The 15,948-nt window shown below is 56.5% G+C and carries 13 protein-coding genes; all 13 read left to right on the top strand.

All coding sequences use genetic code 11. The features are described 5' to 3' along the window. Positions 1-32: 32 nt before the first annotated feature. The 13 genes from rmuC (at position 33) to IG627_RS09615 (ending at position 15,854) form a co-directional block, all read left to right on the top strand. The gene (gene rmuC / locus IG627_RS09670) at positions 33-1,754 is read left to right on the top strand and encodes a DNA recombination protein RmuC (protein WP_193192154.1); all 1,722 of its coding nucleotides are present in this window, start codon (positions 33-35) and stop codon (positions 1,752-1,754) included. Positions 1,755-1,763: 9 nt separating this feature from the next. Then, the gene (locus IG627_RS20865) at positions 1,764-1,925 is read left to right on the top strand and encodes a hypothetical protein (protein ID WP_226864909.1); all 162 of its coding nucleotides are present in this window, start codon (positions 1,764-1,766) and stop codon (positions 1,923-1,925) included. Positions 1,926-2,189: 264 nt separating this feature from the next. After that, complete coding sequence (locus IG627_RS09665; RefSeq protein WP_193192153.1) at positions 2,190-2,576, top strand: winged helix-turn-helix domain-containing protein; 387 nt, start codon at positions 2,190-2,192, stop codon at positions 2,574-2,576. After that, complete coding sequence (locus tag IG627_RS09660) at positions 2,576-3,178, top strand: nucleotidyltransferase (protein WP_193192152.1); 603 nt, start codon at positions 2,576-2,578, stop codon at positions 3,176-3,178. The genes IG627_RS09665 and IG627_RS09660 overlap by 1 nt, the downstream gene beginning before the upstream one ends. A gap of 24 nt (positions 3,179-3,202) precedes the next feature. After that, positions 3,203-4,783 (top strand): type I restriction-modification system subunit M, encoded by a 1,581-nt coding sequence (locus tag IG627_RS09655; protein ID WP_193192151.1) that lies wholly within the window; start codon positions 3,203-3,205, stop codon positions 4,781-4,783. Next, entirely contained in the window at positions 4,780-5,829 is a 1,050-nt protein-coding gene (locus tag IG627_RS09650) for a restriction endonuclease subunit S (RefSeq protein ID WP_193192150.1), read from the top strand. Before IG627_RS09655 ends, IG627_RS09650 begins: the two co-directional genes overlap by 4 nt. Before the next feature lie 9 nt (positions 5,830-5,838). Next, positions 5,839-7,266 carry a KAP family P-loop NTPase fold protein gene (locus tag IG627_RS09645; RefSeq protein ID WP_193192149.1) on the top strand — a complete coding sequence of 476 codons (1,428 nt, stop codon included), beginning with the start codon at positions 5,839-5,841 and terminating at the stop codon, positions 7,264-7,266. A 79-nt stretch (positions 7,267-7,345) separates the two neighbouring features. Beyond that, positions 7,346-8,008 carry an EcsC family protein gene (locus IG627_RS09640; protein WP_226864908.1) on the top strand — a complete coding sequence of 221 codons (663 nt, stop codon included), beginning with the start codon at positions 7,346-7,348 and terminating at the stop codon, positions 8,006-8,008. Between the two features lie 495 nt (positions 8,009-8,503). Further along, the gene (locus IG627_RS09635; RefSeq protein WP_193192148.1) at positions 8,504-9,067 is read left to right on the top strand and encodes a hypothetical protein; all 564 of its coding nucleotides are present in this window, start codon (positions 8,504-8,506) and stop codon (positions 9,065-9,067) included. Between the two features lies 1 nt (position 9,068). After that, positions 9,069-9,338 carry a hypothetical protein gene (locus tag IG627_RS09630; protein WP_226864907.1) on the top strand — a complete coding sequence of 90 codons (270 nt, stop codon included), beginning with the start codon at positions 9,069-9,071 and terminating at the stop codon, positions 9,336-9,338. Between the two features lie 118 nt (positions 9,339-9,456). Then, positions 9,457-9,822 carry a hypothetical protein gene (locus IG627_RS09625; RefSeq protein WP_193192147.1) on the top strand — a complete coding sequence of 122 codons (366 nt, stop codon included), beginning with the start codon at positions 9,457-9,459 and terminating at the stop codon, positions 9,820-9,822. Next, positions 9,823-9,984: an imm11 family protein gene (locus tag IG627_RS09620; RefSeq protein ID WP_193192146.1), complete on the top strand. Its 162-nt coding sequence runs from the start codon at positions 9,823-9,825 to the stop codon at positions 9,982-9,984. It begins immediately after the preceding gene. A gap of 29 nt (positions 9,985-10,013) precedes the next feature. Next, positions 10,014-15,854, top strand: a complete 5,841-nt coding sequence (locus tag IG627_RS09615; RefSeq protein ID WP_193192145.1) for a DUF3320 domain-containing protein — start codon at positions 10,014-10,016, stop codon at positions 15,852-15,854. Positions 15,855-15,948: the final 94 nt, after the last annotated feature.

Below are 15,948 nucleotides of genomic sequence, written 5' to 3'. Positions count from 1 at the left end.
GTAACTGACGAACAGCAAGGACGGGAAATGGAATGACATTACAGGAACTGCCGAACCAATACTGGATCGCCGCCGCTGCCATTGCCCTGATTGGGGCTGCCATCGCCTATCTGCTGGCCAGCCTGCGCGCTGGCAAAACCCTAGCGCAGGTGCAGCAGGAGCTCTCCCTGGCGCGCGCCAATGCGGAGCAACTGGAGCAACAAAAGAATCTGATCCAGCAACAGCTGGATAGCACCAGCGAAGAGCTCGGCGCATTGCGCCTGGAGCACCGCGCACTGGCTACGCGCCTGGAATCCGAACAGATGGGCAAGGCCGAACTCGGCGCGCGCAGCCAACAACTGGAGCAGAGCCTGGAAAAGACCCGCGCGGACCTGCGAACCGCGGAAAACAGCCTGCACGCCACCCGGACCGAACTACAGCAGAGTCGCGAACAGCAGCAGGAAACCCAGCGGGACCTGCAGCAGCGACTGGCGGATGCGCGCGAGCAGTACCAGAACCTGGAGCAGAAATACGAACAGCTGCAACGGCAGCACAGTGCGCTGAACGCGGAACACGCGAAGCTGCAAACCTCGCTGGCGGAGCGGGACGAGAGTCACCGCGCGCAGCTGGCGCACTTCGAGGAGCAAAAGAAAGCCCTGGGCGAGGAATTCAAGGTGCTCGCCAATGAAATCCTCGAGCAGAAGAGCAAGGCCTTTCAGAACAGCAGTTCGAGCAACCTGTCCGCTCTGATGGCCCCCTTCAAGGAGTCCATCGACAGCTTCAAGAAAGAAGTGCAAGACATCCACCACCGCGAAACCAGCCAGCGCGGCGAGCTGCGCCAAGAGCTGGAACAGCTGAAAGCGCTCAACCAGCAGATCACCACCGAGGCCCACGAACTCTCCACCGCCCTGCGCGGCCAGAAGAAGCTGCAGGGCAATTGGGGGGAAATGGTGCTGGAGAGCGTGCTGGACCGCTCCGGCCTGCAGCAGGGCAGGGACTACGAGCGCGAGAAATCCTTCAACACCGAAGACGGCAAGCAGCGCCCTGATGTGGTCGTCAACCTGCCCCAGGGCAAGCACCTGATCATCGACGCCAAGGTCTCCCTCAACGCCTATACCCGCTACGTCAACAGCGAGGACGAGACCGAACGCCAGCTGGCCCTGAAAGACCACGTGCAGGCGGTGGCGGACCGTATCAAGGAACTGGCGGACCGGGACTATTACAAAATCAACGAACTCAACTCCCCGGAGATGGTGTTCCTGTTTATCCCCATCGAATCCGCCTTCGTCGAGGCGCTCAGGGCGGATGAGCGCCTGTTCCAGATGGCGATCGAGAACAACGTACTGGTGGCCACGCCCACCACGCTGCTCACCAGTCTCAACATCGTCCGCCAGCTGTGGCGCTTCGAGGACCAGAACAAACACACCGCCGCCCTGGCCAGCAAGGCCGAGAGTGTGTTCAAAAAGCTCAATGGCTTTCTCGGCAGCTTCGAGGGCATCAAGAAAGGCCTGGAAAAGGCCTCCGAAGCCTATGCCAAGGCCGAGGGCCAACTGGTCAGCGGCCGCGGCAACCTGGTCAAGCAGGTGGGCGAGTTCAAGAATCTGGCGCCGGCCATCCGGGCCGAACTGCCCGGTTACTTTACCGAGAAGGCCGAGCTGGAGATCGACTATATCCCCCGCGATGACCAGAGCGGGAGCCATGAGGAGAAGCGTCCGCAGAGTGGTGAGAGTGAAGCCGTGACACAGGAATTAATCAGCGAACAAGTAGAGAGTTAAGCATGCCAAATGGCCAAATCCGCAACGGCCTTGACGGTAGCGGCATCGAGGGAAAACTCCACGATGCGCCCTTTACCAGCGTTTCCCTCGAGGGGGGGCGGTGTATTCAGCCTCGAGGACGTAACCGAGCTGGTGGCTGTGCTCAAGCCCTTCTGGCAGCCCGATGCGTGAGCTGTCCGACCGTAGGATGGGCAAAGGAGCGCAGCGACGTGCCCATCATCTGGGATGTGTCGCCATGTCAGGAAAAGGCCACCTTTTTCCTGACAAAATGCGGCTTCGGTTTCATTGAAAAGTTATGAAAAACAGATGGTTAGAGAGATTTACGGTATGGGGAGGGTTCGGCACTTATCCAGAAATGACTTCACCCCGCTGGCTGGTTTTTCATGAACCATAAAATGGTTTATATTAACCAATATTTGGTATATAGAGGCCGCCATGTTCGTACTCAAAGGCATACTCCGCGCAGAGAGCCAGGAAAAGGCGCTGCTGTACCTGCTCCTGCGCGGGGCGGGCTACGGCAAGGCAATCGCCGAGTTCTACGGTATACCCACCAACCCGGTGCAAAAGCAACTGGCCCGGCTGGAGGAGGATGGCGTTGTGGTCAGCCAGCTGATCGGCAAGGTCAGGAACTACGAGCTGAATCCCCGCTACCCGTTTATGGAGCCGCTCAAGGCCCTGCTGAAGGCCGCCGTGGCCGCCTATCCGCCAGAGCTGCGCAACCGCCTGCTGGTGCAGCGCACCCGCCCGCGCCAGGCCGGCAAGCCCCTGGTGGCGGTGCGGGAAGCGGAAGGCAAGGGTGGGAAAAAGGGTAAAGGCGAATAATGGATTTCAGCCGCGCGACCATTACCGAACTCGCCGCCAGGGTTGCCGAACACCTGCACAACCAGGGTATCGAGGTGGTGCTGGTCGGCGGCCTGGCCGTAGAGATTTACAGTGAGAACCTCTACCTCACCAAAGACATCGACATGGTCAACACCAACTACCAGACGCCCGTTCAACTGCACCGCGCCATGGCCCAGCTCGGCTTTACCAAAAAGGGGCGGGTGTATGTCAATGCCACTACGGACATCACCGTGGAATTCCCGCCGGCGCCCCTGTCGGTGGGCAATGAACTGATTCAGCGCACCACCACCGCCGAGCTGCCGGAAGGCCGCATACCGATTTTGCGGGCGGAGGATGTGGTCAAGGACCGCCTCGCCGCGTTCATCCACTGGCGGGATACGCAGTCGCTGGTGCAGGCCACGGCCATATTGCTCAAACACTCGCTCGCTCCCGAGGCCTTTAAGGCGTTTTGTGAGCGTGAAGGAAGCAGCGTTCACTACCAACAACTGCTGCACCTGTACCAGTGCGGCAAAGTTCACCCACAGATCACCATGGCGCAGTTGGAGGCCGACCTGGCCAGGCTGCTGCTGAACAACTTATAACCGATTCAATAGAAAGAGTTACCCATGCTAACCGGACAAATCCGCAACGATATCGACAAACTCTGGGAGAAATTCTGGACCGGCGGTATCGCCAACCCCCTCACCGTGATCGAGCAGATCAGCTACCTGATGTTCGCGCGCATGCTCGATATTCAGGAAGAGGTGGCCGAGCGCAAGGCCGCAAAAACCGGCAAACAGGTGGAACGCCTCTTTCCGGAAGATTACAAAGGCCAGTTGCTGCGCTGGAAGAACTTCAAGAACATGGCTGGCAAGGAGATGCTCGCGCACCTGAAGAAAAACGTCTTCCCCTTCTTCGCCAGCTTGGGCCGAGAGGAAATCGGCGAAGACGGCACCGCCGCGCACGCCCTGGCCGGCATCGGCGAATATATGCAGGACGCGGATATCGAGATCAAGAACGAATCCGTACTGGTGGCCGCGGTGGAAATGATCGACAAGCTGCCGCTCACCGAGTCCGACGTCAAGGGCGATATCTACGAGTACCTGCTCAGCAAACTCACCACCGCCGGCATCAACGGCCAGTTCCGCACCCCGCGCCATATCATCGACACCATGATCGCCATGGCCGACCCGCAGCCGGACGCGGTGATCTGCGACCCCGCCTGCGGCACCGCCGGCTTCCTCGCCCGCACCATGGAATACCTGAACCGGGAGCACTCGAGCGAGTCCGGCACCTTTACCGACGAGGACGGCAACCCCCACTACAGCGGCGACCTGCTGGAGCCCTACCGCGACCATATCAACAGCGACATGTTCTGGGGCTTCGACTTCGACACCACCATGCTGCGCGTGTCCAGCATGAACATGCTGCTGCATGGCGTAGCCGGGGCCAATATCCACTACCAGGACAGCCTCAACAAGTCCGTCCGGGAGAACTTCCCCCGTCAGGAACAGGATTTCTTCGATGTGATCCTCGCCAACCCGCCGTTCAAGGGCAGCCTGGACGAGAGCAACACCAACCCGGACCTGCTCGGCATGGTCAAGACGAAGAAGACCGAGCTGCTGTTCGTCGCCCATATCCTGCGCGCCCTCAAGCCCGGCGGCTTCGCCGCGGTCATCGTGCCGGATGGCGTGCTGTTCGGCTCCTCCAAGGCCCACCAGCAACTGAGAAAAGAACTGCTGGAAAACAACCAGCTGGAGGGCATCGTCAGCCTGCCGTCCGGCGTCTTCAAACCCTACGCCGGCGTCTCCACCGCCGTGCTGCTGTTCACCAAGGGCGGCAGCACCGAGAGAGTCTGGTTCTACGACCTGCAGGCGGACGGCTACTCCCTGGACGACAAGCGCAGTCCGATCAAGGACAACGACCTGCCGGATGCCTTGGAGCAGTGGCGGGCCTACCGCGAGCTGGTGCTGGCTAATGCCGATGCAGAGGAGATTGGGAAGCGGTTCGGCGACAAGACCCAAAAGGCCTTTGTGGTGGATGCGAAGGATGTCGCCGGCAACAAGTACGACCTCTCCATCAACCGCTATAAGGAGGTGGTGTACGAGGAGGAGCAGTACGATCCACCCAAGGAGATTCTGGAGCGGCTGTTGAGGCTGGAAGACGAGATTATTACTGAGCTGAAAGTGCTGGAGGGGATGCTGTGAGTCATCCAGTCGTCAATTTGAGTGAAATCTGTTGGCCCAAACAGTGGAAAACGATTTCTGCTTCGGCCTTGCTTGAAGAAGGTTTTCCTGTTTACGGAGCGAATGGAAAGATCGGTTTTTTCTCTGAGTTTACCCATGAAAACCCGACGCTGATGATTACGTGTCGAGGTGCAACGTGCGGGAACGTGCATATTTCAGAGCCGAAGTCATACATAAATGGGAATGCTATGGCTCTAGATGACTTAGATCATAGCAAGGTTGATATTCGCTACTTGTATTATTTCTTCAAGAAACGTGGTTTCTCTGACGTAATTTCTGGCTCTGCTCAGCCCCAGATCACCCGTCAAGGTCTCACGAAGGTGACAGTGCCGCTGCCGTCCCTAAAAGAACAGCAACGCATCGCCGCCATCCTCGACAAGGCCGATGTCATCCGCCGCAAACGCCAGCAGGCCATCGCCCTCGCCGACGAATTCCTGCGTGCGGTATTTCTGGATATGTTCGGTGATCCAAACGCGAATCCTCAGAATGTTGAGGTTTTGCCGATGACAGAAATATTTAACATAAAAACCGGAAGCTTAAATTCTAATGCTGCAGTAGAGAGTGGAAAATATCCATTCTTCACTTGTGCCAAAGAAATATATGCAATCGATGACTTTGCATTTGATCAAGAGTCTCTCTTGTTGGCTGGAAATAATGCTCAAGCCGATTATGACGTGAAGCATTACAAAGGAAAGTTCAACGCCTATCAGCGGACATATGTGCTGTCCTTGAAGGATGAAAGTTGGAGTTATCCATTTTATAAGTTTGCACTCGAATACCAGTTGTCTAACCTCAAAAGATTTTCAAAAGGGTCCAACACTAAATATATAACTATGGAAATTATGAGCAGGACTCTGCTTCCAGTTCCTGAGCCTGATAAGCAGAAGGGGTTTGTTGAATTTTTTGAAAAAATAAGCAGTATTAGATCGAGTCAAAATTCTGGCATTCTTCAAGACGTTGAGTTGGCCGAATCGACTAGTCAAAAGGCTTTCTCTGGTCGGCTTTAAGGGGGCAGTATGTTACAAGAAGCGGAAGAGTCTTCGGTGTCTCGTCAAGAAATAGAGTTGCGGTTGCCGAAGCTAGCCATTGAGGAGGGGGTTTGGCCCAATCCTAATGACAAGTTGGAACGTCGAGCAGAGATTGAGAATCTCACACCTGTCTTGCTCAATGCTCAAGCGCCACTAGTGCTTGCTTTAGAGGCTCCGTGGGGCGGAGGTAAGAGCACTTTTATTAAGCTGTGGCGGCAGTATCTTGTATGTAATGGGCATGTCTCCCTGGCTCTGAATGCATGGGAAAGCGATTTTTGTGATGATCCCCTAATGCCGCTACTTTCGGTGCTAGATGACTGGTTGTCTGAGCAGCGTGAAGAAGGGGTGGCAGGTAAGGCCTGGAAGAAAGCTAAAACATTGGCACCAGGTCTGCTTAAAGCAAGCGCAGTAGCTGCCGTCAAAGCAGGAACTTTAGGGGCGCTAGATCTCGACAAGGCGGTCGAAGGCGCAATCGCGTCATCGGCGGGTGACGTGGCAGGGAATATAGTCGATTCATTCAAGAGCAAGGTTAATACCCTCAAACGCTTTAAAGAGTTGCTTGCGTCGGCGCTAGAAGCGCTTCCAGCGGAGCAGTCGAACCTGATCATCTTTATTGATGAACTCGATCGTTGTCGTCCAAGCTATGCCATCGAGTTGCTAGAGAGAATTAAGCATATCTTCGACATAGATCGGTTAGTGTTTGTGCTTGCTATCAATCGAGAGCAGTTGGGGAAGAGCCTGCAAGGAGTGTATGGCCCTAATTTTGATGGCGAAAGGTACCTTAAGCGATTTGTAGATCTTGATTATCAATTGCGAGTGCCGGATGTTAGGGCGTATGTGGAAGCTCAGTTGCGCCAGCCCTATTTTCAGAGGCGATTTGAGGCGCATCAAGCGTTAAAGGCAGAGTTTAGCTGGTTGATAGAGACTTTTGTTTGGCTCAGCGAACGCTTCAATTATCAACTTAGAGACATTAATCAGTTGATGTTGCGCCTGAGACTAATTTTTCGCTCTATCCCAGATAAGCACACCTTTAACCCTCAGCTTTTAGTGGCGCTACTTGTATTGCGAGATGCAAACCCAAGCCTCTATGAGAGCTTCCGAAATGATATGCGGCTTGTAAACGAAGTGATCATGTTCTTGCTAGGTCGAGATTTTGATGAGGGGATCTATTCGAAGGCATTTTCTGTAGTCGCCGGTGTTATGGTGGGCGCCCTTAGTGAGGAAAGTTATAAAGATGAGCTATTCCGATATTGGTGTGAGCTTAGAGATAAATATGAGGGGGAAGATGTTCGCTATGAAACGGCTGCGCGTGTGCGTGATATCGCCGCAAAGGGGGATGGTTGGGACGGCGCCAAGTTAATTCAGATGGTATGTAATCGAGTCGAGCTTGTTGAAAAGATTAATATTTCAATGTGATGGTTATGTTGGCGAGCTAGATGCCTCCAGTCTGGGTTCTAAAGTTGGAATAGAAAGTGTCTATCTTCGGAGCGAGTGTATGAAAAAAATAACACAAGAAGCAATCATGAAAACCCTGGATTGGGCCTATGGGGCGGCTGTGGCAGGGGGTGCGGGTTTAGACTCGGCTTCTGACATGGCGAATGACTATATGCCTAAATCAGATTCTGAGTCGCTAAGGGATCGTGTTGATTCATTAATTCGGTGGCAGAATCTAAAGTCGGGTACCACCGGGTTTTTAACTGGACTCGGGGGCCTCCTTACGCTGCCTATAGCAATCCCTGCAAATATTTCTGTTGTTCTTTTTGTTCAAGTTCGCATGGTTGCTGCTATTGCACTAATGGGTGGTTACGATGTTAAGGATGACCGAGTAAAAGCTCTTGTGTATGCCTGTATGGCTGGGAATTCAGCAAAGGACATTCTAAAGAATGCTGGAATTGTATTTGGTCAGAAAATGGCTGAGAGTGCGATAAAAAATATCAGTGGGAAAACTATAGTCGCAATAAATCAGAAGGTGGGTTTTCGTCTTCTTACCAAGTTTGGCGAAAAAGGGATTGTCAACCTTGGGAAAGCGGTTCCACTCATAGGTGGTGTTATCGGCGCTGCTTTTGATTCTGTCGCGACAAATGCTGTCGGGAATATTGCGCGAGATACATTTATACCATTAGAAACTGCCGCTGGGCAGGAGGAAGTAGAAGCATGAAGATTTTGGGGGCGACTTGAATACGATTTTTTTCGTAAGAATTTACAAAGTTTTAGTAACAAAAAAGGGGATAGTAACAGTAAGGGGGCGGATCTATTTATGGCACAAAATTCGTCCCTTGAGGATGCCGCCATGGATGCTCTCCGGATATCGAATGGAAAAGGCACAGGGTCAGATCTTTCATTTTGCAAGATGGAATAGAAGGCGCGGTCAAAGAAGTGGCCTGATTGCCAACCAGATCTCTGCCGATTGCCCAAAGACTCCAAAGTGGGGTTACACCGTCAAGTAGCTTGATGACCTTTGGGGAGACGATCTGATCGCCCAGGCGTGGGAATGTGCACCAAACCATATTTATAGGAAAAAATCCACAGAGGATGAATGTGGTATTAAAAACCTCGGAAGATGCTCAGAAAATTTCTGGAGCAAATTTCTGAAAGTTGAATGGCGAGGAAACTTTACAGTTTCCGGCTACATAAATAAAACAAGGAGGATAACGTGTCCGCTCAACTGAAACCATCGTACAAGGAAGTAAAGGAGAAGTTTGAAATGGTTCGTCAAATTTCTCGCGAAGCCGCGTATGAGCAGCTGTCCCCAGTTCTGAAGAACAGGTTAGGGCAAGCTATCCTGAGAGGAAATATTGGCCTTGACGGATTCACCTTTGAAGCACAGAGAAAGCTCAAGAGCTGGGAAAGGTCCGGCTCGAGACGGGTGGCTTGGGACTGGGAAGAGATTGCGAAAAGCTATCGTACTCACCCCAAACGCTTTGAATTATCCATTTGGTTCAAGGACCTGGAGTTGAGCGGTGCGAGCATAGGCCGTCCAACGTGGAGCGGTGGAAAGGTGAGGCTGGACTATATCGAGTCTCATCCCATGGGAACCCCACTGGATGGACTGGTGACCGATATAAGCGTTGCAGCCGGTGTTGTGTACGCCAATGCCATCGGTGCTACCCAGCTGCGAATCATGAATCCGGTGAATACAGCAGTGAGAGACCATTATCTGAGCAAGCCGGGATTCTCGTTCAATGAACGTGGCAACTTCTGCTATAGGGATCTCTGATATGAGCGATGACAAGAAACCGCCGATAGACTCTCCGGACTTCAAGGAATGGCTGAAGAAGAAGTCAAAACGCCATGTCGACGACATTTTCGGTGAAAACCATGAGCCGGCTGACTTCGAGACGGGCGGGGCAATATATGGCGATGCCGACAGTCTTGATAAGAGCGACGCCGAGCTTTTTCCTGATGAGACAGAGGAGTACACCCCGGAAGAGCGCCGAGAGCGCTTCAAGGTGCATAAAAGAAAAGGGCGTAAACACGGCGAGCAATGAAAAACTAATCTTGAAGTAAGACAAACCTCCTTACGAAGAAACAGGTAATTGGGGACTTCTCCATAGACCGGCGCTTGCGGATTAAAGAAGTCATGATGTTTGCGAAGGGGGTGTAACGATGAAAGTTTACGCAATCCAGCCCAAATACGACGAATACAAAGGCTACCTGGTAAAAGACGAGGAAAAGGCCCGCGCGCAATACGGTTCCGCACGCTGTAAAGGTCAGCCGCTCGAATGGCCCGCGCCGCTGGAAATCGTCGCCGATGAAGAGGATACCGGTATTCCGGAATCAGATATCGGGCTGCTTACTATCGGCTCGCTGGTGATGACCGAGGGTGCCCATACGGCTATCAAGGCAGTTGCCGAACAGTACGGCCAGTTGCTGCCGTTGCAGTACGGTAGCAGAACCCTGTGGCTGTGGAATATCACCAATGTGGCCGGCGCCCTCGACAAAGAGCGTAGCGCCTTCAACGATTTCGGCTGAGTGGCAAACCCGGTCTTCAGCGCGGCCAAAGTCGCCGATAACGCTGTGTTCAAGCTGCAGGAAGACAACTTTACCGGTATCTACTGCAGCGATACTTTCCGAGCGCTGATCGAGAGCCACAATTTCAGCGGCCTTGAGTTCGAAGAGTTGGACGTCGCTTAGACAGAATTTCCCGTTACGGAGGACAAAAAATGTCTGACCAGGAAGCACCGACAATCAAGATCCACACCACCTTTGTGGAAAAGATCAACTTCGCCTGCCACCAAAGCGCCTTCGCCGTGCTGCGTGAGCTGAAGATCGAGAACCCGGACACCGAGCAGGACCTGTCCGATCTGTCGGTGACCCTGGAGGCTTCGCCGGCATTCCTGAAACCGAAAACCTGGACGGTGGACCGGCTCGCCGCGGGTGGTCTGCTGTCCCTGAAAGACCGCGATCTCGAGCTGGACGGCGGCTTTCTGTTCGGGCTGACGGAGTCTATGCGCGGTGCGGTGACGATTCGCGTAAGCCGTGCCGGTGAACCCCTGGTGGAGCGGGTGATCGAGGTGGAGCTGCTGGCCTGCAACGAGTGGGGCGGTGCCGGATATATGCCCGAGCTGCTGGCCGCCTTCTGCACGCCCAATGATCCGGCGGTGGATCGGCTGCTGGGGCAGGCCAGCCAGATATTGCGGAAAGCGGGCAAGCCGGATGCCATCGACGGTTACAAGTCCAACAGCCGGGAGCGGGTATGGCTGATGGCGTCCGCGGTTTACTCCGCCGTTGTCAGGATGCAGCTGGGCTACGCCCTGCCGCCCTCCAGTTTTGAGCGCAACGGCCAGAAGATCCGCCTGCCCAACCAGATTGAAACCGGAAAGGTGGCCACCTGCCTGGATACCACGCTGCTGTTCGCGGCCGCGTTTGAGCAGGCGGGGCTCAACCCGCTGGTGGTGATCACCGAGGGTCACGCGCTGGTGGGGCTCTGGCTGCAGCCGGAGGACCTGTCCAGCGTGGTGGTGGAGGAGGCGGAGATTCTCCGCCAGCGCATCCCCCTGAACGAGCTGATCCTGATCGAGACGACGCTGGCCACATCGCATCCGGCGGTGCCCTTCTCCAAGGCGGTTCAGGTCGGTGCCCAGGTTGTGTCCCTGAATAAAGACCAAGAATTTGTCGCGGCGATTGATATTCGTCGGGCGCGCGGGCACCGCATCAACCCGATCAGTCTCAAATCTCTCTCAACCAGTACCATTGGAAGCGAAAATGAAGGGGGGGCGGTCGAGCCGGGTCTGGAGGACGCGCCGCAGCTGCCCTCGAATACCGTGATCGAGGAAGGCGACATAGCCGAGAGTACACCAAGCGGTCGCCTGGAGCGCTGGCAGCGCAAATTGCTGGACCTGTCGGCCCGCAATCCGCTACTCAACCACAAGCCCGGCAAAACCAGCCTGACTATTGCCTGTGGCGATCCCGGCGCGTTTGAAGACGTGCTGGCAACGGGCGCGCGGATATCCATTGCGCCCTTTCCCAAATTCCAGACACAGGACCAGGACGAGGAGATCTATCGCCAGCGCACCGGGCAGGATCTGAAGGAAGAGTACGCGCGGGATGCCCTGTCGAAAAAGCAGGTGCTGGTCGACCTGACCCGGGAGGAGCTGGAGAAACGCGCCGTCGAAATCTATCGCAAGGCGCAGACGTCCCTGAAGGAGGGCGGCTCCAACACCCTGTTTCTGGCCATCGGTTTTCTGTTCTGGAAACAGCGGGAGAAGGACGACCGCCGCTATCGCGCGCCGCTGATCCTGCTGCCGGTTTCCGTGGAGCGGAAATCTGTGCGCAGTGGCGTGAAGATGGTCGCCAGTGACGATGAGCCCAGGTTCAATACCACCCTGCTGGAGATGCTGAAGAAAGACTTCGGCATCGACATCAAGGGCCTGCACGGCGAATTGCCCCAGGACCACAGCGGCATCGATGTTGCGGGGATCTGGAGCCGGGTGCGGCAGGCGATCAAGGATGTGCCGGGGTTTGAGGTGGTCGAGGAGGTGGTACTCGGCCATTTCTCCTTCGCCAAGTACCTGATGTGGAAGGACCTGGTGGACCGGGCCGAGGCGTTGAAGGAAAACCCGGTGGTAAAACACCTGCTGGAAACCCCCAGGGAGCCCTACGAGAGCGATATCCGCTTTGTCGATCCCGGCGATATCGACCGGGAGTATACGCCCGCGGACCTGTTGACGCCCCTGCCGGCGGATTCCTCGCAGATGTCCGCCATCGCCACGGCGGACCGCGGCAAGGATTTTGTGATTATCGGTCCGCCGGGCACCGGCAAAAGCCAGACCATCGGCAATCTGATTGCCCATATGATGGGCAAGGGCAAGAAGGTGCTGTTCGTGTCCGAGAAAACCGCCGCGCTGGAGGTGGTGCACCGCCGCCTGAAGGATATCGGACTGGGGCAGTTTTGCCTGGAGCTGCATTCCAACAAGGCGAAAAAGGCCGACGTGCTGGAGCAGTTGCGGACCTCCTGGAACAGCTTCTCTCAGTCGAAGGTAAGAGATTGGCAGGCGGAAGCGGAGCGCCTGAAAACACTGCGGGACCGGCTGAACCGGGTGGTCAACGCCCTGCACAAACGCCGCCGCAATGGCTTGACCGCCCACCACGCCATCGGCGTCAAGGTGCGCGACGGCGACCTGGCGGCCAAGGTGAAACTGAGCTGGCCCAACGCCGACTATCACGATGACGGGCAACTGCAGAAATTGCGGGAAACGGCCGAACTGTTGAGTGTGCAGGCCAGGGCGGTGGGCGAGCTTGTCGATCACCCCTTGAAAATCGTTGCCAATCACGACTGGCGGCCGCAGTGGCAGGAAACGGTAGTGAAGGCTGCAGGACTGCTGAAGGCCAGTGCGGATCAGGTCGCCGGAAATCTGGCGGCGCTGGAAAAGGCCGCCGGGCTGAGCCTGGGAAATGTCGGGCTGGCCAGGCTCGGGGCTGTCGCGGAGTTCGGCCAGGTATTGCTGGACTCCTACCGCAAGCCGGCCGCTTTTGCGCTGGAGCCGGACGCGCCGGATCGCCTGGACGCGCTAGAAGAGGCCGTTGCCCAGCTGAAAGCCTATATCGGCCAACAGGCCCGCCTCAGCTGCAGCTACGAGGCACTGGCCTGGCAGAAACTCGATGCCGACAGTCTCGAGCGGGAGTGGGGCGAGGCCAACCGGACCTGGTGGCCCAGGAGTTTCTTCGCCAAACGCAAACTGCTGAAGCAGATGCGCCAGAACGGCGCCCAGGGCGAGCCCGATCCCGATAACGATATTGCCGTACTGAAGCAGCTGCGGGATATCGGCGGCAATATTGACCGGTTGGACGGTGTATTGCAGGGGCTGCGCGGCTGGAATTCCTATGATTCCGATCCCCAGGCTATGGCCTCTCTCAAATTGCTGGGCTCCCGTGCCCGCAATGCCGTGGGCAAGCTGGCGGACGATGCGGCATCGCTGGCCGAGATGCGCTCCGGAATCAGGACGCTGCTTTACGATGCCAACGACCTCCTCGCGCCGGACGCATCCGTCGGCCGGGTGATTGCGGAGTTCCTGGAATCATTGCAGCGCTTCAATGCAATCAAGGAGAAATTCGAGGGCCTGATCGGCAGCGCGCTGGACGCCCATCTGTCCGGTGATATGTCGGCGCTCGGCGTCATCGGTAGCCTTTGCCGGGAGATTGTGGAACACCACGCCTCCCTGAAGGACTGGTGCGCCTGGGTGCGCAGGCGTTCCGAGGCGTTGGACTGCCAGCTGGGGCCGCTGGTCGAGGCGATTGAAAGCGGCGGTGTCGAGCCCGGTGAGGTGGCCGATGTTTTCGAAGCCGCCTATTGCGCCTGGTGGTCGTCGGCGGTGATCGGCGAGGACGAGGTGCTGAGGACATTCTCCTCGCCCGAACACGAATCGGCGATCCAGCACTTCAGGGCGCTGGATACGCAATTCAGTGACCTGACGGCGCGGTACATCGCGGCCAAACTCGCGGGCCAGATCCCGAACCCCGAGGACATCAAGCGCAGCTCCTCCTGGGGCGTGTTGCGTCACGAGCTGCAGAAGAAGACCCGGCACAAGCCGGTTCGGGAGATGATGGAGACGATTCCGGATGTCGTCACCAATCTTGCACCCTGTCTAATGATGTCGCCGCTGTCGATTGCCCAGTTCCTGTCTGCGGGACAGGCGCTGTTCGATGTGGTGATCTTCGACGAGGCCTCTCAGATTACCGTCTGGGATGCGGTGGGTTCGCTGGCGCGGGGCAGGCAGGTGATCGTCGCCGGTGATCCCAAGCAGATGCCGCCCACCAACTTCTTTGCCCGCTCGGACGATGATCCGGATGGCGATATAGACTCCGAGGGTGATCTGGAGAGCATTCTGGACGAGCTGATCGGGGCCAGTATTCCCCAGCGCGTCCTGAACCTGCATTACCGTTCGCGCCGGGAGAGCCTGATCGCTTTCTCCAACAGTCGCTACTACGACAGTTCGCTGATTACTTTCCCGGCGCCGGTCCATCCCGACAAGGGCGTATCGCTGGTGCGGCCGGAGGGTTATTATGCCCGCGGCAAGGCGCGTCACAACCAGGGCGAGGCCAAGGCGATCGTGGCCGAAATAGTGCGGCGCCTGAAATCCCCCGATCCGGCGCTGCGCGGCCAATCCATCGGCGTGGTGACCTTCAATACGGAACAGCAGACCCTGATCGAGGATTTGCTGGACAAGGCCCGAGCGGACGACCCGTCTATTGAGTGGGCGTTCTCGGAGGAGGCCACTCTGGAGCCGGTATTCGTCAAGAACCTGGAGACGGTGCAGGGCGACGAGCGGGATGTGATTCTGTTCAGTATCACCTACGGCCCCGACGAGGCCGGCCACGTCACTATGAACTTCGGCCCGCTCAATCGAAATGGCGGCGAACGCCGCCTGAATGTGGCCATGACCCGCGCGCGTTCGGAGATGGTGGTGTTTTCCACCATGCCGCCGGAGCGTATCGACCTGGCCAGGACGCAGGCCCGGGCCGTCGCCGACCTCAAGCACTTCCTGGAGTACGCCGAGCGGGGCGCTTCGGCGCTGGGGGCCGCAGTGCACGGTTCCATGGGCGACTTCGAGTCTCCGTTTGAAGTGGCTGTGGCGAGGGCGCTGCAGGACAGGGGCTGGACCGTCCATCCCCAGATCGGCGTGTCTGCCTACCGTATAGACCTGGGCATTGTGCATCCGGATGCGCCGGGGCTCTATCTCGCGGGCATCGAGTGCGACGGTGCCATGTACCACAGCTCCGCATACGCCCGCGAGCGGGACAAAATCCGCCAGGCAGTTCTCGAAGGCCTGGGATGGACGCTGTTCAGGGTTTGGTCCACGGACTGGTGGACCAACCGCGCCAAAGCGCTCGAGGAGCTCCATGCCGCTTTGACTCAACATCTCGAAAAGGTGCGGGAAGTAAAAGCTCAAGAGGCGGTATTGGCCGAGGAGACAGTGGCGGATGTCACTCCTGTGACCAAGCTGGAAGGGCTCGTTAGAGAAGAATTCGATACCAATGAAGACGGCATCGTCACCCGCTATTCCCGGACAAATTTGTCAGGTTTTTCCAGCGACCCGGAACAGTTCTATCTGCCTGTTTATGATGCCCTGCTCAAGGAGATGGTCCTGCATGTGATCGATAGCGAAGGGCCAATACATGAGGAGCTCCTGGTGCGAAGAATTGCGCGCGAACACGGTTTTCAGCGCGCCGGCCGACAGATCCGGGACAGGGTGACACAGGCTGCCGAAGGCAACCGGAAGTGTACGCAAGAAGATGTGGGCAGTTTCTACTGGCCGGATCTGGATGGAAGTTCCCCCATGCGATTTGCTCGCACAGAGGGAAGAGATGAAGAGACTAAAAAGTTGGATTATATCTGCGCAGAGGAATTAGCCCAGATCCTCCATGTTTGTAATGACAGTGGCCAGCTTGTTGAGTTCTGTCGGGCTCTTGGGGTAGGGCGACTGACGCAGCAGATGAGAACCAGGTTGGATGCTGTATGCGCGCCGGAAATATCCGGAAGTGAAGGAGGTTGCCCAGCGATTTGAGTCGATACTAAGTCTGGCTGAATACGGTAATCGATTTCGACCAGATAGACGATATGGAAGATTTAACAAAGGCGCTCAAGATGATTGAGACGCG

The sequence above is a fragment of the Microbulbifer taiwanensis genome, from assembly GCF_014904815.1.
Lineage (GTDB): Bacteria > Pseudomonadota > Gammaproteobacteria > Pseudomonadales > Cellvibrionaceae > Microbulbifer > Microbulbifer taiwanensis.
This window is presented reverse-complemented; position numbering and strand designations above follow the sequence as displayed.